A 21749-nucleotide genomic window follows, 5' to 3' on the forward strand; every position below is an offset into this window, starting at 1 on the left:
CATTCTAGATCTGTTCAATAATCCGTGGAACCAATCGGGCGAGTTTTGCGCCACCCTCTGCAGCCACAGCCAGAATCTTGCTGATGTCGACCGGCTCCAGGGCATCGGGCAGACACAGGTCTGTCACAACGGACAATCCCAGCACCCGTATCGATGCATGATTAGCCACGATGCATTCCGGCACAGTTGACATACCGACACAGTCCGCTCCCATCAACCGCAGCATCCGGTATTCAGCCCGCGTTTCCAGGTTCGGACCCGCGACAGCCACAAAGACACCGGTCTGCGTACGGATCTGCAGTTCCAGTGCCGTCTGCTCGGCGACCTTGATCAATTCCTGATCGTAGGGAGCAGACATGTCCGGAAAGCGAATGCCCAGCCGGTCATCGTTCACACCCCGCAGAGGATTGTCACCCATCAGGTTGATCTGATCTTCGATGATCATGATGTCAGCCAGCCGGTACTGAGGATTCATTCCGCCGGATGCGTTGGTCACGATCAGTGTGTCCACTCCCAGAGCCTGCATCACGCGGACCGGGAAGGTGACTTCCTTCATCGAGTAGCCTTCATAGAAATGAAAGCGGCCTTCCATCGCCACCAGCGGCTTTCCATCCAGACTCCCGAACACCAGTTGCCCGGCATGCGATTCAACTGTCGAACGTGGGAAGTGTGGGATTTCCTGGTAAGGAATGGTGACGTCCTGTTCGATCTGTTTGGTGAAGTCGCCCAGGCCGGTACCCAGAATCAGACCGATGCGAGGTTTTTGACTGATCCGGGTATTGAGAAATTCGATGGCATCGTTGACTTGTTCAACCAATCCCTGCATGTCATGTTCTTTCGGTGAAGGTCTTGAGGAGGCCGATTGAAGCGACGAAACTCGCAGGCTGATGGAAGAGTCAAATGCGTGCCGCTCTCTGGAAGGTAGCAGAGCCAGGCTCGCGGATCAACCACGAGCCTCCCAGCTGATTCAGAAACGACTCAGAACATATCGTCGTCATCATCGAAATCATCGTCTTCGAAGTCGTCGTCTTCGAAATCATCGTCTTCTTCATCATCGAAGTCTTCGTCATCCTCTTCTTCGTCGTCGTCGAATTCATCATCGTCATCGAATTCATCGTCGTCGATATCTTCGAGGTCATCAAAGCCAATGTTTTCCTCATCATCGTCTAGCGAAAAGAAAACGGCGGGGAGCTTATCCGAGAACGTTTCAAGCTCTTCAGGGGATTCGGTATGAAGGGAATCAGCTAATAACACTGTTACATCCTCGTGATTTCATTGTATGTGCTTTCCGGGTCTCTAAACGATTATTTAACGGTTCGGGGTGTCCGTTGTGAATTACCCCCGCAGGGAGCAAGTCAGCACACGGAAGTGCTGAACTGGCAGGGATTCTACGAAATCAGCCGGCCGCAAATATTCCCTTTATTTTATTTATTTTGCTTTGTCAAGTGCGAAAAAAATGAACTGAAAATATATAGAATTATTTCCGTCAGGGCGGTGGAATCACATGAGGAAAAAATCGTCGATTTGCGCCTTCAGACCAAAAAATATGGCCCGGATACTGCCAGTTTCCGGGCGGGGAATCTGTAGTGATAACATGAATAGCGGGCGAAGCAGACCCTCCCTCAGCGGGGCCTGGATTCATCGAATCTTCAAATGAATTTCATACCCGTCTCCAGGCATGCTTTCGCCAGGCAAATCCGGCCGGGGGAGGTCTCGAGGAATCCCGTTTCAGCCCGGATTCAGAGCCCCGCCACAGCTCGATCCCGCCCCGGCCGTACAGCCAAAACAGTGCCGCTGAGTCACGATGGGGCGTTTCTCCAGAGATCCATAATCAAAATCTCGGATATGTCTCTGTCGGGGCGGTGAGACGGGAAGCGCAAGCATCTGGTTGAAATCACAGTCGTAGAGATAACCCTCCCAGTCGACCGAGATCAGCGAGCGACACATGACCCCCGGGACGGTCTCCGGGTTAAATGCCTGGATGAGCCGCGACATATACTCTTCCAGTCGCTCCTGTGCAACCAACTCACTTAAATAACGGCTGATGGGCATGTTGGTGATTGTAATCAGGTTCGTAAACTCGATGCCAAACCGCGATCGCAGTTGCTCTCGATAGGCAGATTCGAGCTGTCCCTGATCGGGGGGCAGGGAGTGACCCACCGGGTTAAAGACCAGTGTGAGTTTCAGGGGGGATTCGGGAGCCCCATAACCCACTTCATTGAGGCGTTTCAGGGCCTGGATCGATTTCTGAAACGCACCATCGCCCCGCTGGGCATCGGTATTCTCTTCCAGGTAGCAGGGCAGGGAAGCAACAATCTCGACTTCGTGCTCCGCCAGGAATTCCGGCAGATCCCGATAGCCCGGAGCGAGCAGAATGGTCAGATTGCAGCGATCAATGATCCGCTTGCCCATCTCGCGTCCCCGTCTGACCATCAGCCGAAAATGGGGATTCATCTCCGGGGCGCCCCCCGTCAGATCCAGGGTCTGAAAGCCGGGATGTGCCAGGGCGCGCAGACAGTGCTCGACATTCTCAATCTGCATAATCTCCCTGCGATCTGGACCTGCGTCCACATGACAGTGCTCGCACGTCATATTGCACAATCGCCCGAGGTTGACCTGCAGCGTTTCAAGAGTCTGGGCCTGTAACAGAGGAAGTTGATGCGTTTCAAGCTGCGCATCAAACGTGGGCACCTGGTCCTGAGCAGCGAGAATCTTTAACTGCTCACGGGGATCAGCCAGTTTGCTCTGTTGTCGCAACAGGGTGAGTGAAGGCATAAACGTTCCCGATCTTCCGTTTTCGTCTCTGGGTTAAAATCGACTGTGGAGCAAGTCAGCAGCAGCCACTGTCCGGAGTGCAGCAGGAGTCCAGAATCTGGCTGGTCAGATTATAATTCTTACCCTTGGTTTCCTGTGGATCCCGGATGGCATTCCGTCGGCAATCCATCTCGGTCGCCTGTTCCAGTGGAATAGCCTGGTACGGTTCCACCGGCAGGAACTGTCCCGTATAAGGGGCCTGCTGCAACAGGTTGAATGTTTTGTCGCAGACCGCGATCCGCTGTCCGCGGAAGTAGAGGTGCCCGTCGTCGTCTTCCACTTTTTTGAACGGCCCGCGATAAATCAAAGCCTGATTACGCTCGAGGCAGGGCCCCTGTTTGCCTTTATAAGCAGAGACGGTGACCGAACGGAACTCAATTCCGTTGACGGTCTGCCAGGGCTGCTCTTCGCGTTTGAGAATTTCCATCCCGTGGAAGCCGGCTGCTTCGAAGGCCGCCAGAAATGCATCTTCCCGAAACGCGCCCGAGATGCAACCCGACCAGAGCGTCGGATCATCCCGCATCTCCTGGGGCACATCTTCATCGCAGACGATATCGCTGATGACCGCTTTCCCGCCCCGCTTCAATACCCGAAAGACTTCCTGCAGCAACTGAGCCCGGTCCGCTTCCCGCACCAGGTTCAACACGCAGTTGGAGACGACACAGTCGACGCTCTCGTCCGCGATCAGGGGCGATTCACTGCGCAGTCGCTGTTCCAGGTCACGCAGTTCCAGCCAGCGTGCCTGACTGTCGATGGGGCTGTGGGCCAGTTCCTGGTTAAGCAGGTCGAGGTCCAGCTGCAGATCCTGAATCAGGCCGCAGCGAAATTCCACGTTTGCATATCCCAGTTCTTCAGCGACCGGCTGCTGATACTTTCGCGCCAGCGCCAGCATTTCTGCATTACAGTCCACGCCGATTACCCGTCCCTCCGGGCCGACAATCTGGGAAGCGATATAACAGATCTTACCGCCCCCCGATCCCAGGTCGAGGACCGTGTCACCCGGAGAAATGTAGGGTGACGGATCTCCGCAGCCGTAATCTTTTTCGAGAATTTCTTCCGGGATGATCGACAGGTAGGCGGGGTTGTATTGTACCGGACAGCAGAGTGATTGCTCGCGTTCCTGGGCGGCACTGGCATAGCGATTGTAAACCGAGGCCTCTTCGGTTGACTGCTGTCGCGTGTTAACTGAGTTCATAGCGTTGCGTTTTCCTTTCCGGTTCGCCGAAACAGCGAGAGGAAGTTCCAATCAGGGGGTGTACCTGTTTCTCAGGCTCCTACAGTATAATCGACGGCGGGAAATCGATAAACATTCCCTTTCCCCTCAACAGGCGACTTCTGGATCTTTCCAGCATGGACTATGATGACGTTCCGGGCTGTGAAGCACCTCACATTTTCCGATTCCCTCTTCAAAAAAGAGTTCCCTCTACACCATGGATTCTGCAGCAGCGCTCTCCGTCGTGATCCCGATCCTCCAGGGGGATACATCCTGGCGTGAACTGCTGCCCGATTTGAGTGCGTTTCCGGAATCGACCGAGTTTCTGTTCGTCTCGAATGGACCTCCGCCTGCTGACTGGGAGGCACTACTGCAGGCATTCCCACTCCGGCAGCAATGTCGCTGGCAGCAGACAGCAATCGGCCGAGCGGTGCAGATGAACCAGGGAGCCGCGCTGGCTCAAAAGCCCATTCTGCTGTTCCTGCACGCCGATTCACGTCTCTCTGCTCGTAGCGTTGAGAAACTGTTCGAGTCCCTGCAAAAGGCCCCTCAGGCGGTGTATTATTTTAATCTGCGGTTTGAGGATCAGAGTTTTTTTCTGATGCACGCCAATCGCTGGGGTGTCTGGCTTCGCTCGCATCTTCTGGGGATGCCCTTTGGAGATCAGGGGCTTTGCCTGGAGAAGGAAGCCTTTCATTCGCTGTGCGGATTTGACGAAACAGCGGCCTATGGTGAAGATCATCTGCTGGTCTGGAAAGCCCGTCAGGCGGGACTGCAACTGAAATGCACGGGGGCAGACATTGCCACGAGCGCCCGTAAATATCGGGAGCGGGGCTGGCTCAAGGTCACACTCCAGCACCTCTGGCTCACGGCCTGCCAGGCGACACCCCAATTCTATTTACTGATGAAAGCACGGATTCGAGCATGGTTTCACGGCAAGGCGCAATCGCCGTCTTTGTAAAGACCCCGGGTTATTCCCCGTTAAAAACGAGGTTGGCAGCCGACATCGGGCAGCAGTCAGCCGAGCAGTTTCATACAAGTTCTGCCCGGGCGGTGCAGGCAGTGGTAGCTGCCGTCTCAAAGGAGAGGCAGGTTGTTCCTTACTGGGCGGTCGCGGAACCGACGGCTTGCGACGCGCCCCTCTGGAACGATTTCACAACCATCCCTCAGGGGGCAGGGGGGCTGGGAGACAGACTGGCCCACATCAATCAGCGCTTGCTGGAGCAGCACGCGTTCGTGATTTTTCTCGGTGCAGATGCGCCGCAGTTGTCGCGCGAGATCATGCTGGAGGCAATTGAGATTCTCGACCAGTCTGTAGCACCGCCCCGGTTCGTCCTGGGACCTGCCGCAGATGGGGGCTTCTATCTGTTTGGGACGCGTGTCTGCCTGGACAAACAACTCTGGAACAGTGTGCCTTACAGCGTTAACGAGACCTCGTCAGCGCTTTGTGAGCGGCTGCAACTTTTGGGGGCCGTGCATCAACTGCCCCGGTTGACCGATGTGGATACGGTTACAGACCTGCCTGCGCTCATTCAGGAACTACTGCAGCTGGAAACACGGTTGCCTGCCCAGCAGCAGCTGCTGGAGTGGCTTCAGGGAGACGATTTTTCCGGGAAGGTCTGAATTTTCGGTTGTCCATCGCCCGGTTCGATGATTTCCACCATCGGAGGTTCATCTTCCGTAGGAACCGCCGGCTTGCCCTGGATAAGCATATACAGCGAACTGACCGCCAGCAGTAAGAGCAGGCACCGCTTAAACAATACCGGGTTGATTTTAGGCCCCAGCATCAGGCCCAGTTTGGTTCCCAGAAAAACAAAGGGCACAATCACCGCGGTCGTCACCAGCACGGGCAGTGTGGCGAAGCCCATCAGAGCCAGACCGATGGCCCGCGAAATGGAAATCATGATGAAGAAGCCGAAGATGAATCCCTTGTATTGTTCCTGCGTCCACGGCTGACGAATCGCATAGATCACGATCGGCGGCCCCGCGATACTCGTCGATCCCGCCAGGAAACCGCTGCAGAACCCGGCGAATGTGCTCCAGACCGAAGAGGCTTTCTGCGGCCCTCCTTCAACATGCACCGGCTTTTGAAAGAAACCGTCAACCACAATCAGCAGGATCACCAGCCCGGTGCCCCGCACCAGGTAATCCAGATCGATCAGGGTGAACGTCAGCAGACCCAGGGGGAGTCCCACCAGCGAACCGATGATGGCTCCCGCCAGCAGTTTCAGGTTCGAATGCCTGCGGTAAGCCCAGAACGTCCAAATTACCGGCAGCACAATACTGTAAGCCACGAGCAGATTGGCTTCGCGAAAATTGAGTAACAGAGGCAGCACCGCCATCGCTACGATGGCATAACCGAAGCCAATAATTCCCTGGATCAATGCAGAACAGAAAACAGCAACGAGGACGAATAACCACAACTGTGGATCAGAAAACATCATTAGATTTAGCTACGTAATAATGAGCCATGCCGCCAGCATGTCTCTGTCAGGCAAGAGTGAGCGCAGGCAGGGAGCAGACAGAACTATTCCAGCAACTCGCTGCCTTTGGTTTCACGGGCAAAGTAGGGCAGAATCGCACCGACGATATACAGCATGCTCAGAATTGTTGCTGTCTGTGCCAGTGAATAGCCCCAGTCCTTTTGCATCCAGCCCCCGATGAACAGGATCGGTGCGGCCAGGATACGACCGGCATTAAAGCAGAAGCCGGTGCCGGTGCCCCGCATACGGGTGGGATAAAGTTCGGGGAAGTAAATCGCATAACCGGCGTGCATGCCGAGTGTCAGAAAACCAAACACGGGCAGGAAGCAGCCAATCACGGTTGCATTATGAAATACCTGGAACAGCAGTAAGGAACTGATCAGCCCGCCCACATGAAACAGGAAAAATGCCCCCCGGCGTCCGACCCATTCGCAGATCGGTCCGAATGCCAGCAGCCCCAGTCCACCGCCAGTTGTCGCCAGGAACATTCCCAGCATCTCCCAGCGTTTGAGGGGCGCCTTGATCGTTTCCAGGTACGCTTTACTTTCATCGGGAGAGATTTCAGTCTGTCCGGGGAACTGTTCGGCCAGGTAGTCCGCCTGAACGGCATTCAAAAACGCATTCTTTCCATAGATGTGCACACCCCAGAACGTGGCCAGCCCGATCGCAGCCAGCAGCACGCCGATGCAGGTTCCCCTGACGTACTCGGGTAACACCAGGTCCGCGATGGAACCCATCTTTTTGCCGCCACCTTCGCGGGAGGCCTCTTGTGCCTGCCGCCAGGATTCCGGCTCGTGCATCGAACGACGGATCCAGATGATCAGAAATGAAGGCACGACCCCGAGTGCAAAGCCAATCCGCCAGGGCATGCTTTCCATGCCGGCTTCTTTGGCATAGGCCTGAATACTTTCATTCCCGATGATAAAGGCCCCCGCCAGAATCGCGAGGTAGGTTCCCAGCACACTGGAGGCGTGAAAGATACTCCCCACACGGGCGCGTGCTTTCGGGGGAAAGGTCTCCGCAACGAGGGTACTCGCCACCGCCCACTCGCCCCCCACACCGAGGGCCACCAGAAAGCGGAACCCGGCCAACTGCCACCATTCCTGTGACAGCGCCGAGAGACAGGTAAAGAACGAATAGAATAGAATCGTCAGCGACATCGTCTTTTTACGGCCGATGCGGTCGCTCAAAGCGCCAAAGGCAATTCCCCCCAGCGCACCACCGATCAGGAAGGCGCCGAGTGCGATATTGTTATAGAGTGCCTTGCGTCCCGAGATCTCTTTCTCGTGTGCCTCTACTTTCTGGGGATTCTGGAGTTCCTCCCCACTTAACGGCTCAACCCGGATCAGCGAAGGCATCGCTTCGTTCATGCTGGCGACGAAGATCTGACCTTCGAACACATCGAAGACCCAGCCCAGCGAGGCAATAATCAACACCAGCCACTGGTAACGGGAAATGCCGTGATACCATTTGTCTTCTTTGAGTTCGTCTTGCATCAGGCTGGTACTCTCAGTTTAAGATTGAAAAACATTGACGGCCGGTTTGCCGCTCAGTACAAGTCGGACGTCTTCGCAGACCGCGTCTACCACCCGCTCCTGAGCTTCCAGGGTGAAGGCGGCGATATGCGGTGTTAAGATCACGTTCTCCAGTTGATTCAGGGCGCTCTGGTGGGGAGGTTCCACTTCCCGCACGTCCAGGGCCGCACCGGCCAGCTTATGTTCCAGCAACGCCTGGGTCAGTCCCCGTTCGTCGACGACTTCTCCCCGCGAGGTATTGATGAAACAGGCCGTCGGTTTCATTTTGCTGAAATGCTGATAGGTCAGCATTCTGCGCGTATCGGGTGTCAGCGGGCTGTGACAGGTAATCACATCCGCCTGTGCCAGCAGCTCATCGAGTGAAACCAGTTTGCCGTTGAGCTCTTTCAAATGCGGTGCGTCGGCAGCAAGATACGGGTCGGCGGCGATGATGTTCATACCGAAGGCCCGGGCTCGTGTCGCAGTCAGCGTGCCAATCCGCCCCATGCCGATCAGCCCCAGCGTTTTGCCGTTCAGTTCGGTGCCGGTGAATTTGATCCGGTTCCACCCGCCGGTCAGTGTGTCCTGTCGTGCTTCGGGAATCTTGCGGAGCAGGGCCAGCATCAATCCCAACGTCAGCTCCGCCACAGAGAGTGAGTTCGCATCGGGCGTGTAACTGACGACGATGCCTTTCTCTTTCGCGTAGGCGGTATCGACGTTATCCAGACCGGCACCGGCCCGGGCAATGATTTTCAGGTTGGGGGCTGCATCAATCAGCTCCTGGTTGACTTTCGTCTGATTCCTGACAATCAGTGCCTGGGCATCTCCAATTTTCTGCTTCAGCAGATTGACGTTCTGCCAGAGGTAGGCGTCAAATTCGACATCCAGATCTTTCATCAGATCGTTCATGGATGCCCCTTGAATATTTTCGGTCACCAGCACATTGCTCATGGCTTACTTCCTGCTGCTCTCAGTTCGTGGCGTGGGTATTAGTCAAACATCGAGTAGTCAACGGGCTCGTTGATATCGATTGACTGGTCTGCGGGAGGCAGTGGGTATTTCAATCCGGTCGCACAGTTAAACAGGACTGCACTCTCGTCCGGGCTGACCCGGCCGGATGCCAGTTCCTGTTTGTAGGCGGCATAGGTGGCAGCCCCTTCGGGACACATCAGGAAGCCTTCCTTCTGCGAACATTCGTCGAGGGCGGCTGAAATTTTGTCATCGTCGACGGCGGTCGCAAACCCGTTGCTTTCCCGGACTGCACGCAGAATCAGGAAGTCACCAACGGCGATGGGAACCCGAATCCCCGCAGCAATTGTATGGGCATTCTCCCAGAGCGGGGCGTGTTCTTCACCCGCTTCGTAGGCCTTGACCATCGGGGCACAGCCGGATGCCTGGACGGCCACCATGCGAGGCAGTTTACCGGTCAGCCAGCCCATCTGTTTGAGTTCGTTAAAGGCCTTCCACATGCCGATCAGACCCGTACCGCCGCCGGTCGGGTAGAAGATCACATCGGGGACTTCCCAGCCCATCTGATCGGCCAGTTCCAGGCCCATCGTTTTTTTACCTTCGATGCGGTAGGGTTCTTTGAGTGTCGAGAAGTCGAACCAGCCGACTTTCTCTTTCCCTTCGCCCACAATTTTACCGCAGTCATTGATCAGTCCATTCACCCGCCAGACGTTCGCCCCCTGGGCGGCGATTTCACGGACATTGATTTCCGGAGTATCACCAGGACAGAAGATGTAAGACTTCATTCCGGCCCGGGTACCATAGGCGGCCAGTGCGGCACCCGCGTTCCCGTTGGTAGGCATTGCGACTTTGGTGACGCCCAGTTCTTTGGCCATCGAGACTGCCATGCACAGACCGCGGGCTTTGAACGAACCAGTGGGCAGACGACCTTCGTCTTTGATCCAGACCTGCCCCTGTCCTCCCTGCAGACGTGGTACGGGAATTAGTGGTGTATGAATTTCGCCCAGGCTGACAATGTTTTCCGATTTGCGAACCGGCAGGAATTCGCGATACCGCCAGAGAGTCGCCGGCCGGGCTGCCAGGTCTGCCTTACTGACCGACTGCTTGATGCCGTCCAGATCGTATTTCACCAGCAGGGGCTTGCCTGCCTTGGACAGACCGTGCAACTGGTCGGCTTCGTATTGATCATGTTCCATGCCACATTCAAGGTGGGTGACAAACGTGGGAGACTCGGGTAAAGCGTCTTGCATGGGAACGTACCTGCTATTTGAAAGAAGAATCGATCAGACGATGTATTAGATTTCAAGGCGGGGAATACGCGTATTTATAGTTCTGTTATCCAGCTTAAGCTCAAAATGTCAACCCATCAGCACTGTCGAATGTTTTTTCCGCAATCACTTGACAGCAGTGGTTCTGCAGGAGAGCCGGTTCCAATCTGGGGATCGTGCAGAGGGACACTTTTCCGGGCAGAAAAAAAGAACGACCACCCGAAATGAGTGGTCGTTCGTGAACTTCAACAGTCACCGGGAGAGCCTTACTCGACGGGACCTTCAACACCACCGGTGTAGTGTTCGCCGTCCGGTTCTTCACCGTGCAGAACTTCTGCCTTGTAACCACCCTTCATGTAGAAGTAGATCACCAGAATCAGGTAACCAATGGCCATGACCAGCGGAACCAGGGCCGTACACTTCAGTGCCATCCGACCTCCGTAGATGCCGGCTTCTTCTACCGGGCCGATATCTTCAGGGGCAAACGCTTCCGCTCCCTGCCACCAGGTATTGAGGCTGGAAATGTATGCATCCGATTTCCCCTCTTTATCAAGCTGTTCTACTTTCTTCTCCAGATCCTGGCCATCATTGTTCAAGACACTGACCTTGGAACCATCGAGACCTTTGATCTTAGGGAGAAACAGGAAGCCGTTCGCTTCTGCAACGGAATAGCGTTCGTAAGTTTGAGGAGCAATTTCCTCGAGCTTTTCTGTTGCATAGTAATCCTGGTTGTAACCGATCCCGGGGCCACCCAGCAGACCGGCTGAGAGCATGCCGATACCTCCCATGGCGCCCATGGTGATCGCCCCCCCTTTGGGGAACAGTTCGCCAACCACACCCAGCATGGTCGGCCAGAGGAAGGTTTTACCCAGACCGTAAACAGTCACGGCGATCCAGACCCAGACGACTCCCTCTGAAGAGCCGATCATGTACAGACCGACGGAACCGAAGCAGGCACTCATGAAGAGCAGACCCAGTGGATTGATTTTTTCTACAATCGGACCGGCGAAGAAACGCAGGACGAACATGATCGCTGAAGCGTAGATGAACAGATACAGACCCTGTCCCGTAACGATGGACTCTGTGATGTTGGCAATCCAACTGTCCGTACCCAGTTCTACATAACCGACACAGGCATGCAGCAGGAGCAGGAACAACAACAGCGGGCTGGCAAACGTCATCAACATCTGGCCAAAGCTGACACCCGCCGACTTCGCTTCCGATTGCGGAAACTTCTGCTTGATCACGATGAAACCGTAGATCAGGGTCGGCACGAGAAAGACCGCCATCGGAATTTCCCATCGCATTCCGGCAACATTGCCTTTGATGCTCGTGTAGATCGTAGCGATGATCCCGCCGATAATCAGCCCGCCCGGCCAACCAGCGTGCAGAATGTTGAGGTAGTGTGTTTTCTGGCGGGGATAAAGTGTCGCGACCAGCGGATTGATGACCGCTTCACACAAACCGTTTGCCACCGCAAACATGAACATCCCAATGTAGAGGCACCAGTAGGTCGCATCTTTCCCCATGCTGTTGAAGATGGGAGTCGCCGCAAAGGTGACCAGGGCCGACAACACGTGCAGAATGAACGCCAGCAGCAGGATCGGTTTGTAGCCGACATTGTCGGTGATCAGACTGGCCAGCAGAATCACGACACCGAAACCAACCAGGCCGCCTCCGGTGATCGTTCCCAGGTCGAACTTGGTGAATCCGTACTGGGCCCCCCAGTCTGCGAGGATCCCGCCGCGGATGGCGAATCCGACGCCGGCGGCAATGAGAGTCATAAAACTCGCAATAAACAGCGGTTTGTTATTGTTCATGGTTGCGACTTCTTTGTTTGATTGAGGGCGAGAATATTAAGTGCAAGGTGTGGTTCAAGTATCAAACGTTTCAAAGCGAAACTGGAAGATGCTGATCAGGAATGGATACTTCGAAAGGTCTTGAGCACACGACGACGACTTAGCACAACCGGCTGCCGGAAAGGCAATGTTTCGAGCGGACGCTGGTTGCAGGTTGATCAGCAACGCCAGATTCTAACCAACCCCGATTAAGATTTCCACAATACGTATGCAGGAATGCGAATGTTTGTCAGATTCCTGAATCTTAAGTCTCGGTGCGGTCAGGCAGCCTGCGTAAAATCAACAGACGTTCCCGCCGTTCCGCTTCAATCTGGTCGGGCAGGTGAATTTTCTGGCCTTCCCGCGTCAGTTCGAGCAGTCGCTGCCAGTGATCGAAGCCCATCCGCTTCCGCGACCAGTGCATCTCCTGCCAGATCTTGAGAAAGCACTGTTTGACCAGATAATCGGGAGTATCGAGCAGTTGATCACAGTCCAGCCGCCATGTCTCCTGGTTCTGATCAAGGGTCGCGCGATTTAGAATCTGTGTCACATCTGCTGAAATCACTTCAGTGACTTCTTCCGCCTGTTGAGAGAGCCGATGCAAGGCCTGCACGACAGCGGGATTGAACTCTGTTTTCAGGTAGGGGAGTAACTGATGACGAATGCGATTACGGGTAAAACGCAGATCTGTGTTCGACGCATCGGTGCGAAATTCCTGGCCAAACTCCTGTAGATAATGCACAACGTCTTCGCGACTGAGATCCAGCAAGGGACGTACGAGATAGAGGTTTTCCGCCAGTAACCGAACACGGGGGATGCCTTTCAGGCCGGAGATTCCAGTGCCGCGGATGATGTGATGCAACACGGTTTCCGCCTGATCATCGAGGGTATGCGCCACCGCAATCCGCGTGCAGTGTTCTGCGTGGGCAGTCCGGATCAGAAATTCATAGCGGGCGGACCGACTCAGTTCTTCCAGGCCGGTTGAGGACCCCGTCTGTTGCGACGCCAGCTCCTGTTTTTCCAATAGGAGAGGCAGGTTGAATGCTCGGCAGGTCTCCTTCAGCCAGTCCGCGTCCGCATCGGAATCTGAGCCCCGCAGGCCGTGATTCAGGTGGGCTACGACCAGGGAACCGGGGCAGAAGTTGAGCTCTGTCGCTGAGACCAGTTCCATCAGGGCGCGCAGCAGTGCAATACTATCTGCACCACCCGAGACGGCAACCAGGGTTCTCTCGGCTTGTGTTGCAGGTGGACTCTTGTCTGGTAAATACGTTTGCCCGGCTGCAATCCGCTGCTCGCAGGCGCGCCAGCCGCGATTCACTGCTGAGACAAACTCATTCATAAGGGCAATCGTTTCTTTCACTGACGGGAGACACGCAGGCAGGTCTGACGCATGAGAGCGAGATGGGAAATTGAACCAATATTTCTCACAATATACTATCGCATCCGGAAATCTCTTGTTACCATGAATCGGGAAATTTGCGAGAAGTTTCCTCTGTCATTCGAGTTACAGACAGATTCATCTCTTCGATTCCAAAAGGAACGAACTTTGGGAATCGGCTGATGTTTCCTGTTTTTTTCTGGATGTTCTGGAGTGAGCTTTTCATAATAGTTTCATTGTATTTTATTTTTAAGTTTCCTTTCGGCATTTCCTGGCTTGATCGGGAGCATTGTCACAGAACTGTTTACGACACGGAAACTGAACTTCAGCTGCTGTGTCAAAACAAACTCTGTGCTGTAAGAGTTTCTAAAGTAGTATCAGGTACAGTTGAATTGGAGAATCAACAATGTTTGGCATTCTCAATGAGACAATCCTTGCAATTTATGTTCTGTTCACAAAAGTGGCGAAACAATTGCCGACGCTGATTCGTTCACGGAAATCCTCTCCCTGGACGGAAGAAAGCTCTTCCCCTGCACATGTTCAGACACAACTGACGGGGCAGCAGGAGTGGGTGCGTCAAATTCTGTCTTATCTGGGGATCGAATTACGGTCAAAGGTACCCGTCCCGGTCCGCACTGACCGGAGATACTTTCGACGGCGTTAGCAGGCACCTGCACGGGCCATCTGTTTGTTGTTCAAATTCACCAAGTTCCAGACTACTGCTGAGTTAAAGCTGTTATTTGAATTTCATATCTTTATTCAGACATCTTTAGATCGATCAGAAACTCCCGGACGCTCCTGTCATTCTGAGAAATTCCTGACAACCTGCATCGTGCACTTCCGGCCTGATCTCCAGGACTGGAGATTAAGGATTTGTACGGTATTGTCTCTGTTGTATGTTAACGCCAAATAGCATTCTGCAGGAAAGGGACTTTTCACCAAAGGCGCATAGGAAGCACCTGGAATATGTTAACAGAAGTCGCTATTGGAGCTACTCTGGCGCTCATTGTCGGGGCCTTCATCGGTTATTTCATTGACCGCATTCGCCGCGGATCTGCCTATCAGTCTTATCAGCAGATTCTGAAACAGGCCGAACTCGATGCCGAAAACCTGCTCAAAAGCCAGAAGCTGGAAGCCAAAGAAGAGCTGCTCAAACGCCGCGAATCTCTGGAAGAAGAAGTCAACAAGCAGCGCGAAGAGCTCTGGGCCGTTGAGAAAAAGCTCAGCAAGCGTGAGAACGCGCTCGAAGATCAGCAGGCCGATTTCCTCAAAAAGGAATCCATGATTCAGGCCACCCAGTCCAAGTTGGCCTCCCGTACCAAAGCGGTCGAAGCCCGCGAACAGGAACTGGAACGTGCCCTGAAGAAGCAGCAGGAAGAGCTCTTCAAAATCAGTGGACTGGATCGCGAAACCGCCTCACAGATGCTGCTCGACCGGCTCGAAAATGATCTCAAAAATGAAACCGGCGCACTGATTATGAAGTATCAGAGCGAGCTGAAACAGTCGTGTGACAAGCTGGCACGCGAGACCATCGGCATGGCCGTTCAGAGGTTCGCTTCCGGACACGTGGCCGAGACCACCGTCTCCACAGTGGAACTCCCTGAAGAGGAAATGAAAGGGCGGATCATCGGTCGGGAAGGTCGTAACATCCGGGCCTTTGAAAAAGCGACTGGCGTGGACGTGATTGTGGACGATACACCGGGGGTGGTCGTTGTTTCCGCCTTCGACAATGTCCGCCGGCAGATCGGTAAAATGTCCCTGCAGAAACTGGTCAACGATGGACGCATCCATCCCGCCCGTATAGAGGAAGTCGTCGAAGAGACACAGAAGGAACTCGAAGAATACATCCTGACCATGGGGCAGAACGCCTGTCAGGAAGTCAATATCTCCGGCGTGCATCCCAAACTGGTCGACCTGCTGGGCCGTCTGCATTTCCGTACGAGTTACAGTCAGAATGTACTCCGGCACTCAATCGAGGTTTCCGCTCTAACCGGCATCATGGCAGAACAGCTCGGCCTGGACGGGACACTCGCCCGTCGTTGTGGTCTGTTCCATGACATCGGTAAAGCCGCCGACCACGAAATGGAAGGGGGCCACCCCGCCGTCGGTGCCCAGCTGCTCAAGCGGTACGGCGAATGTCAGGAAGTCGTGCATGCCGCCGCCGGTCATCACGATGACATCCGCCCCGATTACATCTACACTGTGCTTGTCGCTGCTGCGGACGCCTGTTCTGCTTCGCGCCCCGGTGCCCGCCGCGATACGCTGGAAAAATATGTGCGTCGCCTCGAAGAGCTGGAAACGCTGGTTTGCGGCTTCCCGGGCGTCGATCATACCTATGCGATTCAGGCTGGTCGTGAAGTTCGCGTAATCGTCGATTCCGATCAGGTCAACGACCGTGAAGCAGCCAAGATGTGCAAAGACATCGCCAAGGCGATCGAAGAAACCCTGACCTACCCGGGCGAAATCCGGGTGACCGTGATGCGCGAGTCACGTACGGTCGAATACGCCCGCTAAGCGGGAAGATCTGCTTCCATCAGAGCAGCGATGGCCCAAGCGTCGTCGCTGCTCTGTTTTTTTAACGCATCGATCACTTTCTTCCGCCGCTCTTCCGGATGGTTCTGGCTCAGTTTGAACTTGCCTTTGATGCGTTCAATCTCAATCCGAAAGCCGACGATTCCCTTAAGCAGTCCCTCGGTGAACTCAGTCTCTGGAGTCTGCATGGACCAGGACTCAGGCTGCGAGGCTTCATAAAACTGCACGGTTTCTGCGATGACCGCTTTCAGCTCTGCGTCATCAGTGATCCGGTAATACCGACCGTAAACGTGCACCGTCTGATAGTTCCAGGTCGGGACTGTATTCTGAGATGCATACCAGGTGGGTGAGATGTAAGCATGCGGACCATGGAAGATGGCCAGCATACTCTGATTGTCTGGAGTCTCCGCTTGCGGATTCGCCCGGGCAAAGTGCCCCAGCAGGCACCCATTCTGTCCCACCTCACGCTGCAAAAGTAAAGGCAGGTGAGAAGCAAACGGCTCTTCGCCCTGATTGCTCACCAGTGTGGCAAAGCTGTGTTGTTTGATAAACGGGTGCAGTCGGCTGACGTCGGTTTCGGCAAAAGCGGCTGGGACATACATGGAATCAGCTGGTCCTCAGGAAGAGAGCAGGGGACGGATTGTACATTCAGTTCTGACAGCGGTTCCGGTTCGCAGGTTCGTCAGACTATCAATTCCAGGATCATTTCTTTAACTTGAAGTGACTGCCATCATTGTGAGGCGGAAACCACTCTCATGCAAAGGAGTTCCGAAATAATGCCTTTTATTGATATCGATTCCGTCCAGCCCCTGGAAGTCCTGCCTGGCTGTAAAATGCGGACCCCTTTCGGGGAAAATCTGATGCTGTCTTACCTGGAAATGGAGGAAGGGGCCATTGTGCCCATGCACCATCATCCACACGAGCAGGGGGGAATGCTCCTCAAAGGCAGGCTGGAACTGACGATGGGAGACGAAGTGCGAACTGTCGAAGCAGGGGCGATGTTCATTATTCCCCCCAACACTCCGCATCAGGCGGTTGCCGTCGATGGGCCTGCCGTAGTCCTGGATGTATTCAGCCCGGTCCGCGAAGACTACGCGGAGCTGTTTAACAAGTACATCCCGACAGAGTCAGACGAAAGCTGATCGCGTCAGTTTACGACTGGTGTTGCTGCTGGCTTTGCAGCTGTTTGAATTCGTCAGCCCTGCGGAGCAGCTCTTCTTTGGAGAGTACTTCCGTCTGGGTTGCGATATGCCATTGAATGCCAAAAGGATCCTTTACCGAGGCACTCCGCTCGCCGTAAAACTGGTCTGCCGGTCCGCGCTGGCCCAAAGCTCCTGCTTCCAGGGCTCTCTGGTAGGTGAGATCCACATCCGGTACATAAACGTGTAAAGCTGCGGAGGTGGGCCCCCATTCCTCACAGGCATCGGCCAGCTCAACCATGGAATCGCCGATTCTCAGTGTCGCATGGCCGATCTTGTCATCGTGGTATGAGATTAATTCAGTTGTCGCATCGAAGACGAATGTCACAAATTCAATCAGTCTCGCTGCCCCTTCTACCAGCAGATAGGGAGTGACTGCGTGGTAGCCATCGGGGGTGTAGTGGGGGGCCATCTTGATTTCTCCTGAAATGCTGGGGACTGGAGGCGAAACAGGACCCGCAAAACAAACCATATTTGAACTGATAATGTGGCCATTATACAATGGAATCTGTTTCAGGAATAGCAATTCATGTAAACTATTTTTTCCCTGTCAAAAACACTTGAAAACAAACGTTTTTTATCAGTTGGACTCTTACCTTCACGCGAAATTTCGGGGAAAATCCAATGCGACTGCTGCTCATTACTCTGCTGCTGTTTTCAGGGCTCAATCCGGTTCTGGCCGCCGGTCGACCCAATGTGATCCTGATTATGAGCGATGACCAGGGTTACGGTGAACTTTCCTGTCACGGAAATCCCCTGCTCAAAACTCCCCACCTCGATCAGTTGGCCTCCGAGAGTGTCCGTCTGACCGACTTTCACGTCGCCCCGATGTGCACCCCGACCCGGGGGCAGTTGATGACCGGCCAGGACGCGTTTCGTAATGCTGCCATGAATGTCAGCAGCGGACGGACGCTGCTCAGGCCCGAACTCCAGACCATGGCCAATCAGTTCCAGGCGGCCGGTTATCGCACCGGCATGTTCGGGAAATGGCATCTGGGAGACAATTATCCCTATCGTCCGCAGGATCGTGGCTTCCAGGAAACACTCTGGTTTCCCTCATCTCACATCAGCGCGGTACCCGACTACTGGATCAACGATTATTTTGATGATACCTATTTGCAAAACGGACACCGCGTGAAGCAGACCGGTTATTGCACGGATGTCTTTTTTCGTGAAATGCGGAACTGGATCCGTACCCGTGATGAATCCCTCCCGTTTTTTGCCTACCTGCCTCTGAATGCGCCCCACGGACCTCTGTATGTCCCCGATCATTATCGGCGACCAGTCGAAGCAGCACTCCGGGAACATCCCGAGGTCGTGCAACATCTCAAGCCCCAGCGCAGAAAAGCACTGATCAGCTACCTCGCGATGTGCGCTAACATCGATGAAAACATCGGCAAGCTGGAACGGTTTCTGAGCGAATCGAAACTGCGCAACGATACGATCGTCATTTTTCTGACCGATAACGGGAGTACGATGGGCCCTGATTACTATAACGCCGGCATGCGTGGCAGGAAGGTGACGCTCTGGGAGGGAGGCCATCGTGTTCCCTGTTTCATTCGCTGGCCAGACGGTAATCTCGGACCGGCACGCGATGTGAACGATCTGACCCACGTTCAGGATCTGCTCCCCACGCTGGCCGAGCTCTGTGAACTTCCCCTGCCTGAGCAGCGACTGGACGGCATCAGTCTGGCGCCGCATCTGCGGGGAGAAGTCAAATCGCTGCCGGACCGGATGCTGGTCGTTAATTACAGTCGTATGCCCTTCATCGGCAATAAGAAGAGCATGTTCCTCTCAAAGCCGCGGAAGGAAGGGGCTGCCGTCCTCTGGAAACGCTGGCGCTGGCTGGAGAACCGGGAGCTATATGATCTCAACAGCGATCCATTGCAAAAAAAGAACGTGGCAGAACAGCATCCGGAAGTCGTCGCCCGGATGCAGGCACACCTCGATCAGTGGTGGAAAGAGCTACAACCGCATGTAGCCGAGCCGCAGCGGGTGATTATTGGCCATGCAGCGGAAAACCCTTCAATGCTCACTGCCTGTGAATGGCTGGACGTCTTTGTCGATCAGCAGGGGCAGGTGCGTCGTGGAATCCGCCGCAACGGCACCTGGCAGCTGACAGTTGCCGAGGCGGGCAACTATGAATTCGAATTGCGTCGCTGGCCCCGTGAAAGTGGATTGAAACTGAACGCGGGCACCCCCGCTGTCAAAGTCACTGATGGCCAACTCGCCGAAGGAGTGGCGCTACCAGTTGCGAAAGGCCGTCTCAAAATTGGCAGTTTCGAAGCGACGGCCAAACCGGATGCCGATGGGGAGTCGATTACGATTGAGACTCCACTGAAGCCCGGACAACTGGAACTGACAACCTGGCTCCTGGATGAGCAGGAGCAGGAGATCTGTGGTGCCTACTACGTCTATGTGAACCGAAAGTAAATGCGATTGCTACTTCGGTTCCTTTTCCGAGGCATTGAGCAGTGTTTGAGCGAATGATTCCAGGTGGCGGATATTGTCACAGAAGGCGGCATACTGCATCTGGTGACGGATCGGTTCTTTAAGAGCCCGTCCGCCGACCACGAAGGCCACATCCATACCGAATTCATCGTAGAGTTCGGCGTAGTGCTGCAGAAATTCCTGTTCGTTGCGGATGTAGCTCACACTCAGCCAGAACATCCGCGGCCGCTGTTGCTCGATTGCCGCGGCCAGGGTGGAGAAGGGGAGATTGGTTCCCAGTGAAGATGCATTCCACTTAATGTCGCGGAGCACCAGTTCAACCATCGTGGTGGCCAGGCTGTAGAGATCCCCTTCCACCGCACCACCGAAGGCCACGGGAGCATCAATCGGTGGATTGGGAATCAGCGTTCGCAATTCATGCAGCAGGCGGAGGGCCAGTTCGCAACCACGCCGTTCCTGGTAGACCTCTGCTTTTCCGCACTCCCACCGATCACCGATGGTCACGAACGACCGACCGATCACCAGGTCACAGATTGAGCTGATGCTGTGTTCCGCCAGGTATAGGTCCAGTACGATCTGACGGCATAGATCTTCTTCGCCTCTCAATAACGCCTCGGTCAGCTGTTCTTCGGCGCGATCAATCACCCGGCTGGTCTGGCCGGTGGTGGCTGGGAGTCCCAGTACTTCGGGGCGTACAAGCTCGTATTTGCTGGAGCGTAAAAATTCGATCAGATCCGGCAGGGCAATACGGCGGTGTCCCCCAGCCGTGTACTGGGTGGGGATCACCCCTTTGTCGCACCAGCGTTTGACGGAGGATTCACTGGCCTGGATGGCACGGGCTACCTGTTTAGACGTCAGAAATTCGTGCATTTGACTTGATTCTGAAGTGGACGATCTGGTCGTTATCGAAAAGGGATATAAACATTCAATACACTGATACTAGTTCGGAAACTGTAATCTGACAAGTCACATAATTATAAGTTCCTCAATAGTAACAGGATGCATTTAGTTTTGCTGAAATGAACGTTTTGGACGAATTTGTGGTTGTTTTTGTTTTCCTGCTTGCGTATAAATGGTGTAGTAGAAATGAACGAATTTCGATTTTCAGGAATATGAAAATGATAGTGTGTTCAAAAGATCATTGTGAGCAATCGTCCCAGCAGCTGGCACAACGTGCCCGTGAAATTCTGCAGGCCGAAATTGACTTTATCCCGAATCCCAGCTTTCAGGATTCAGATGCGGACGAAGTGATTCTGGGGCAACCCTTGCCTGAGAGTAACACTGAAATTACAGCTGCTGCCTTCACGAAACCGGGCAGCCGGGCACTCTCGACTCAAATCGCCCGTCTCTGTCGCTCAGAAGTGCTGTCTGCAGCTGACGAGCAGGATCTGTTCCGCAGAATGAACTACCTCAAGTTCAAAGCCAATATGCATCGTTGCAAACTCGACCCGGAAGAGGTCGAACCCTGCGACCTGGAGCGAATCGAAAATCTGCTCCAACAGGCAGAGCAGGTTCGCGATCAGATCTTTCGCTGCAACATGCGACTGGTGGTCTCGATCGTCAAGAAATGCGTGACTCCGGGCGTGAGCTTCGACGAGCTACTCAGTGATGGCTGCCTGACGCTGATACATGCCATCGAAAAGTTCGATTATGCCCGAGGATTCCGTTTCAGTACGTACGCATACCACTCCATTTCGAACTACGCGTATCGAAAAATTGCAAATCGTCGCAAGGAACGCAACAAATTTAAACAGCTGGGTGAAGAACGCACCCTGGAAGAACTGCAGGAGCAGAAGAATCCGATGATGGTCCGCGCGGTCTGGGATGAACTCTCCGACCTGCTCAAGCAGACGATCGACACGCTCGATCAGCGGGAACAGTTTATTGTCCGCAGCCGGTTTGCTCTCGGCAAACATCGCAAAATTCAGACCTTTCAAAAACTGGCCGATGAACTTGGAATCTCCAAAGAACGGGTACGTCAGCTTGAACAGCGGGCCGTGGCCAAACTGAGAGCACTCGCAGAAGGATCCCGTCTGGATGCGATTCGTGAACTCGTCGGCGGCTGAATATGACACTTACTCAATTACAAG

Annotated in this window: 19 protein-coding genes; 6 read left to right on the top strand and 13 right to left on the bottom strand. The window is 54.4% G+C overall.

Annotation, left to right across the window (positions count from 1 at the left end):
• Nucleotides 1–4 precede the first annotated feature (4 nt).
• From RID21_RS05570 to RID21_RS05585, 4 genes are all read right to left on the bottom strand, one after another.
• Nucleotides 5–826 carry a purine-nucleoside phosphorylase gene (locus RID21_RS05570; RefSeq protein WP_350187601.1) on the bottom strand — a complete coding sequence of 274 codons (822 nt, stop codon included), beginning with the start codon at nucleotides 824–826 and terminating at the stop codon, nucleotides 5–7.
• Between the two features lie 152 nt (nucleotides 827–978).
• Nucleotides 979–1254: a hypothetical protein gene (locus RID21_RS05575; protein WP_350187602.1), complete on the bottom strand. Its 276-nt coding sequence runs from the start codon at nucleotides 1252–1254 to the stop codon at nucleotides 979–981.
• Nucleotides 1255–1728: 474 nt separating this feature from the next.
• A complete protein-coding gene (gene arsS, locus RID21_RS05580; RefSeq protein ID WP_350187603.1) occupies nucleotides 1729–2775 on the bottom strand; it encodes an arsenosugar biosynthesis radical SAM (seleno)protein ArsS in 1047 nt (348 codons plus the stop codon).
• A gap of 55 nt (nucleotides 2776–2830) precedes the next feature.
• A complete protein-coding gene (locus RID21_RS05585) occupies nucleotides 2831–4009 on the bottom strand; it encodes a DUF8838 domain-containing protein (RefSeq protein WP_350187604.1) in 1179 nt (392 codons plus the stop codon).
• Nucleotides 4010–4244: 235 nt separating this feature from the next.
• Here RID21_RS05585 and RID21_RS05590 point away from each other — a divergent pair, with 235 nt between their 5' ends.
• Together RID21_RS05590 and RID21_RS05595 are read left to right on the top strand one after the other, a co-directional pair.
• Nucleotides 4245–4988 carry a TIGR04283 family arsenosugar biosynthesis glycosyltransferase gene (locus RID21_RS05590; RefSeq protein WP_350187605.1) on the top strand — a complete coding sequence of 248 codons (744 nt, stop codon included), beginning with the start codon at nucleotides 4245–4247 and terminating at the stop codon, nucleotides 4986–4988.
• Nucleotides 4952–5650 (top strand): TIGR04282 family arsenosugar biosynthesis glycosyltransferase, encoded by a 699-nt coding sequence (locus tag RID21_RS05595; protein WP_350187607.1) that lies wholly within the window; start codon nucleotides 4952–4954, stop codon nucleotides 5648–5650. Before RID21_RS05590 ends, RID21_RS05595 begins: the two co-directional genes overlap by 37 nt.
• Here RID21_RS05595 and RID21_RS05600 read toward each other — a convergent pair.
• The 6 genes from RID21_RS05600 to tilS form a co-directional block, all read right to left on the bottom strand.
• Nucleotides 5620–6468, bottom strand: a complete 849-nt coding sequence (locus RID21_RS05600) for a sulfite exporter TauE/SafE family protein (protein WP_350187608.1) — start codon at nucleotides 6466–6468, stop codon at nucleotides 5620–5622. The genes RID21_RS05595 and RID21_RS05600 overlap by 31 nt on opposite strands.
• An 86-nt stretch (nucleotides 6469–6554) precedes the next feature.
• The gene (locus tag RID21_RS05605; protein WP_350187609.1) at nucleotides 6555–8006 is read right to left on the bottom strand and encodes an MFS transporter; all 1452 of its coding nucleotides are present in this window, start codon (nucleotides 8004–8006) and stop codon (nucleotides 6555–6557) included.
• A gap of 18 nt (nucleotides 8007–8024) precedes the next feature.
• On the bottom strand, nucleotides 8025–8975 hold the full coding sequence (locus RID21_RS05610; RefSeq protein WP_350187611.1) for a hydroxyacid dehydrogenase: 951 nt from the start codon (nucleotides 8973–8975) through the stop codon (nucleotides 8025–8027).
• A 38-nt stretch (nucleotides 8976–9013) separates the two neighbouring features.
• Entirely contained in the window at nucleotides 9014–10243 is a 1230-nt protein-coding gene (locus tag RID21_RS05615) for a threonine synthase (RefSeq protein ID WP_350187613.1), read from the bottom strand.
• A gap of 284 nt (nucleotides 10244–10527) precedes the next feature.
• Nucleotides 10528–12081 carry an MFS transporter gene (locus RID21_RS05620; RefSeq protein WP_350187615.1) on the bottom strand — a complete coding sequence of 518 codons (1554 nt, stop codon included), beginning with the start codon at nucleotides 12079–12081 and terminating at the stop codon, nucleotides 10528–10530.
• A 283-nt stretch (nucleotides 12082–12364) separates the two neighbouring features.
• Entirely contained in the window at nucleotides 12365–13438 is a 1074-nt protein-coding gene (gene tilS / locus RID21_RS05625) for a tRNA lysidine(34) synthetase TilS (protein WP_350187617.1), read from the bottom strand.
• Nucleotides 13439–14443: 1005 nt separating this feature from the next.
• On the opposite strand from tilS, the gene rny reads away from it, so the two are divergent.
• Nucleotides 14444–15991: a ribonuclease Y gene (rny, locus tag RID21_RS05630; RefSeq protein ID WP_350187619.1), complete on the top strand. Its 1548-nt coding sequence runs from the start codon at nucleotides 14444–14446 to the stop codon at nucleotides 15989–15991.
• On the opposite strand, the gene RID21_RS05635 is transcribed toward rny, so the two are convergent.
• Nucleotides 15988–16611, bottom strand: a complete 624-nt coding sequence (locus tag RID21_RS05635) for an FMN-binding negative transcriptional regulator (RefSeq protein ID WP_350187621.1) — start codon at nucleotides 16609–16611, stop codon at nucleotides 15988–15990. The two genes, rny and RID21_RS05635, sit on opposite strands and share 4 nt — an antisense overlap.
• Before the next feature lie 174 nt (nucleotides 16612–16785).
• Between RID21_RS05635 and RID21_RS05640 the strand changes: the two genes are divergently transcribed.
• Nucleotides 16786–17151: a cupin domain-containing protein gene (locus RID21_RS05640; protein ID WP_350187623.1), complete on the top strand. Its 366-nt coding sequence runs from the start codon at nucleotides 16786–16788 to the stop codon at nucleotides 17149–17151.
• 10 nt (nucleotides 17152–17161) lie between these two features.
• On the opposite strand, the gene RID21_RS05645 is transcribed toward RID21_RS05640, so the two are convergent.
• Entirely contained in the window at nucleotides 17162–17620 is a 459-nt protein-coding gene (locus RID21_RS05645) for a VOC family protein (RefSeq protein WP_350187625.1), read from the bottom strand.
• Between the two features lie 212 nt (nucleotides 17621–17832).
• On the opposite strand from RID21_RS05645, the gene RID21_RS05650 reads away from it, so the two are divergent.
• On the top strand, nucleotides 17833–19641 hold the full coding sequence (locus RID21_RS05650; protein WP_350187626.1) for an arylsulfatase: 1809 nt from the start codon (nucleotides 17833–17835) through the stop codon (nucleotides 19639–19641).
• Nucleotides 19642–19650: 9 nt separating this feature from the next.
• Here the strand turns inward: RID21_RS05650 and RID21_RS05655 are convergent, their stop codons facing one another.
• On the bottom strand, nucleotides 19651–20529 hold the full coding sequence (locus tag RID21_RS05655; protein ID WP_350187628.1) for a MerR family transcriptional regulator: 879 nt from the start codon (nucleotides 20527–20529) through the stop codon (nucleotides 19651–19653).
• Between the two features lie 248 nt (nucleotides 20530–20777).
• Here RID21_RS05655 and RID21_RS05660 point away from each other — a divergent pair, with 248 nt between their 5' ends.
• Nucleotides 20778–21725, top strand: coding sequence for a sigma-70 family RNA polymerase sigma factor (locus tag RID21_RS05660; RefSeq protein WP_350187630.1), 948 nt, complete (start codon nucleotides 20778–20780; stop codon nucleotides 21723–21725).
• The last annotated feature ends 24 nt before the right edge of the window (nucleotides 21726–21749 follow it).

It is taken from the genome of Gimesia sp., assembly GCF_040219335.1.
Lineage (GTDB): Bacteria > Planctomycetota > Planctomycetia > Planctomycetales > Planctomycetaceae > Gimesia.

Bases quoted from the DNA above. Each gene is read 5' to 3' on its own strand.
- rny (WP_350187619.1), top strand. From the start codon at position 14,444: ATGTTAACAGAAGTCGCTATTGGAGCTACTCTGGCGCTCATTGTCGGG.
- RID21_RS05650 (WP_350187626.1), top strand. From the start codon at position 17,833: ATGCGACTGCTGCTCATTACTCTGCTGCTGTTTTCAGGGCTCAATCCG.
- RID21_RS05645 (WP_350187625.1), bottom strand. From the start codon at position 17,620: ATGGCCCCCCACTACACCCCCGATGGCTACCACGCAGTCACTCCCTAT.
- RID21_RS05595 (WP_350187607.1), top strand. From the start codon at position 4,952: ATGGTTTCACGGCAAGGCGCAATCGCCGTCTTTGTAAAGACCCCGGGT.
- RID21_RS05615 (WP_350187613.1), bottom strand. From the start codon at position 10,243: ATGCAAGACGCTTTACCCGAGTCTCCCACGTTTGTCACCCACCTTGAA.
- tilS (WP_350187617.1), bottom strand. From the start codon at position 13,438: ATGAATGAGTTTGTCTCAGCAGTGAATCGCGGCTGGCGCGCCTGCGAG.
- RID21_RS05590 (WP_350187605.1), top strand. From the start codon at position 4,245: ATGGATTCTGCAGCAGCGCTCTCCGTCGTGATCCCGATCCTCCAGGGG.
- arsS (WP_350187603.1), bottom strand. From the start codon at position 2,775: ATGCCTTCACTCACCCTGTTGCGACAACAGAGCAAACTGGCTGATCCC.
- RID21_RS05585 (WP_350187604.1), bottom strand. From the start codon at position 4,009: ATGAACTCAGTTAACACGCGACAGCAGTCAACCGAAGAGGCCTCGGTT.
- RID21_RS05655 (WP_350187628.1), bottom strand. From the start codon at position 20,529: ATGCACGAATTTCTGACGTCTAAACAGGTAGCCCGTGCCATCCAGGCC.
- RID21_RS05610 (WP_350187611.1), bottom strand. From the start codon at position 8,975: ATGAGCAATGTGCTGGTGACCGAAAATATTCAAGGGGCATCCATGAAC.
- RID21_RS05600 (WP_350187608.1), bottom strand. From the start codon at position 6,468: ATGTTTTCTGATCCACAGTTGTGGTTATTCGTCCTCGTTGCTGTTTTC.
- RID21_RS05635 (WP_350187621.1), bottom strand. From the start codon at position 16,611: ATGTATGTCCCAGCCGCTTTTGCCGAAACCGACGTCAGCCGACTGCAC.
- RID21_RS05660 (WP_350187630.1), top strand. From the start codon at position 20,778: ATGATAGTGTGTTCAAAAGATCATTGTGAGCAATCGTCCCAGCAGCTG.
- RID21_RS05570 (WP_350187601.1), bottom strand. From the start codon at position 826: ATGCAGGGATTGGTTGAACAAGTCAACGATGCCATCGAATTTCTCAAT.
- RID21_RS05605 (WP_350187609.1), bottom strand. From the start codon at position 8,006: ATGCAAGACGAACTCAAAGAAGACAAATGGTATCACGGCATTTCCCGT.
- RID21_RS05620 (WP_350187615.1), bottom strand. From the start codon at position 12,081: ATGAACAATAACAAACCGCTGTTTATTGCGAGTTTTATGACTCTCATT.
- RID21_RS05640 (WP_350187623.1), top strand. From the start codon at position 16,786: ATGCCTTTTATTGATATCGATTCCGTCCAGCCCCTGGAAGTCCTGCCT.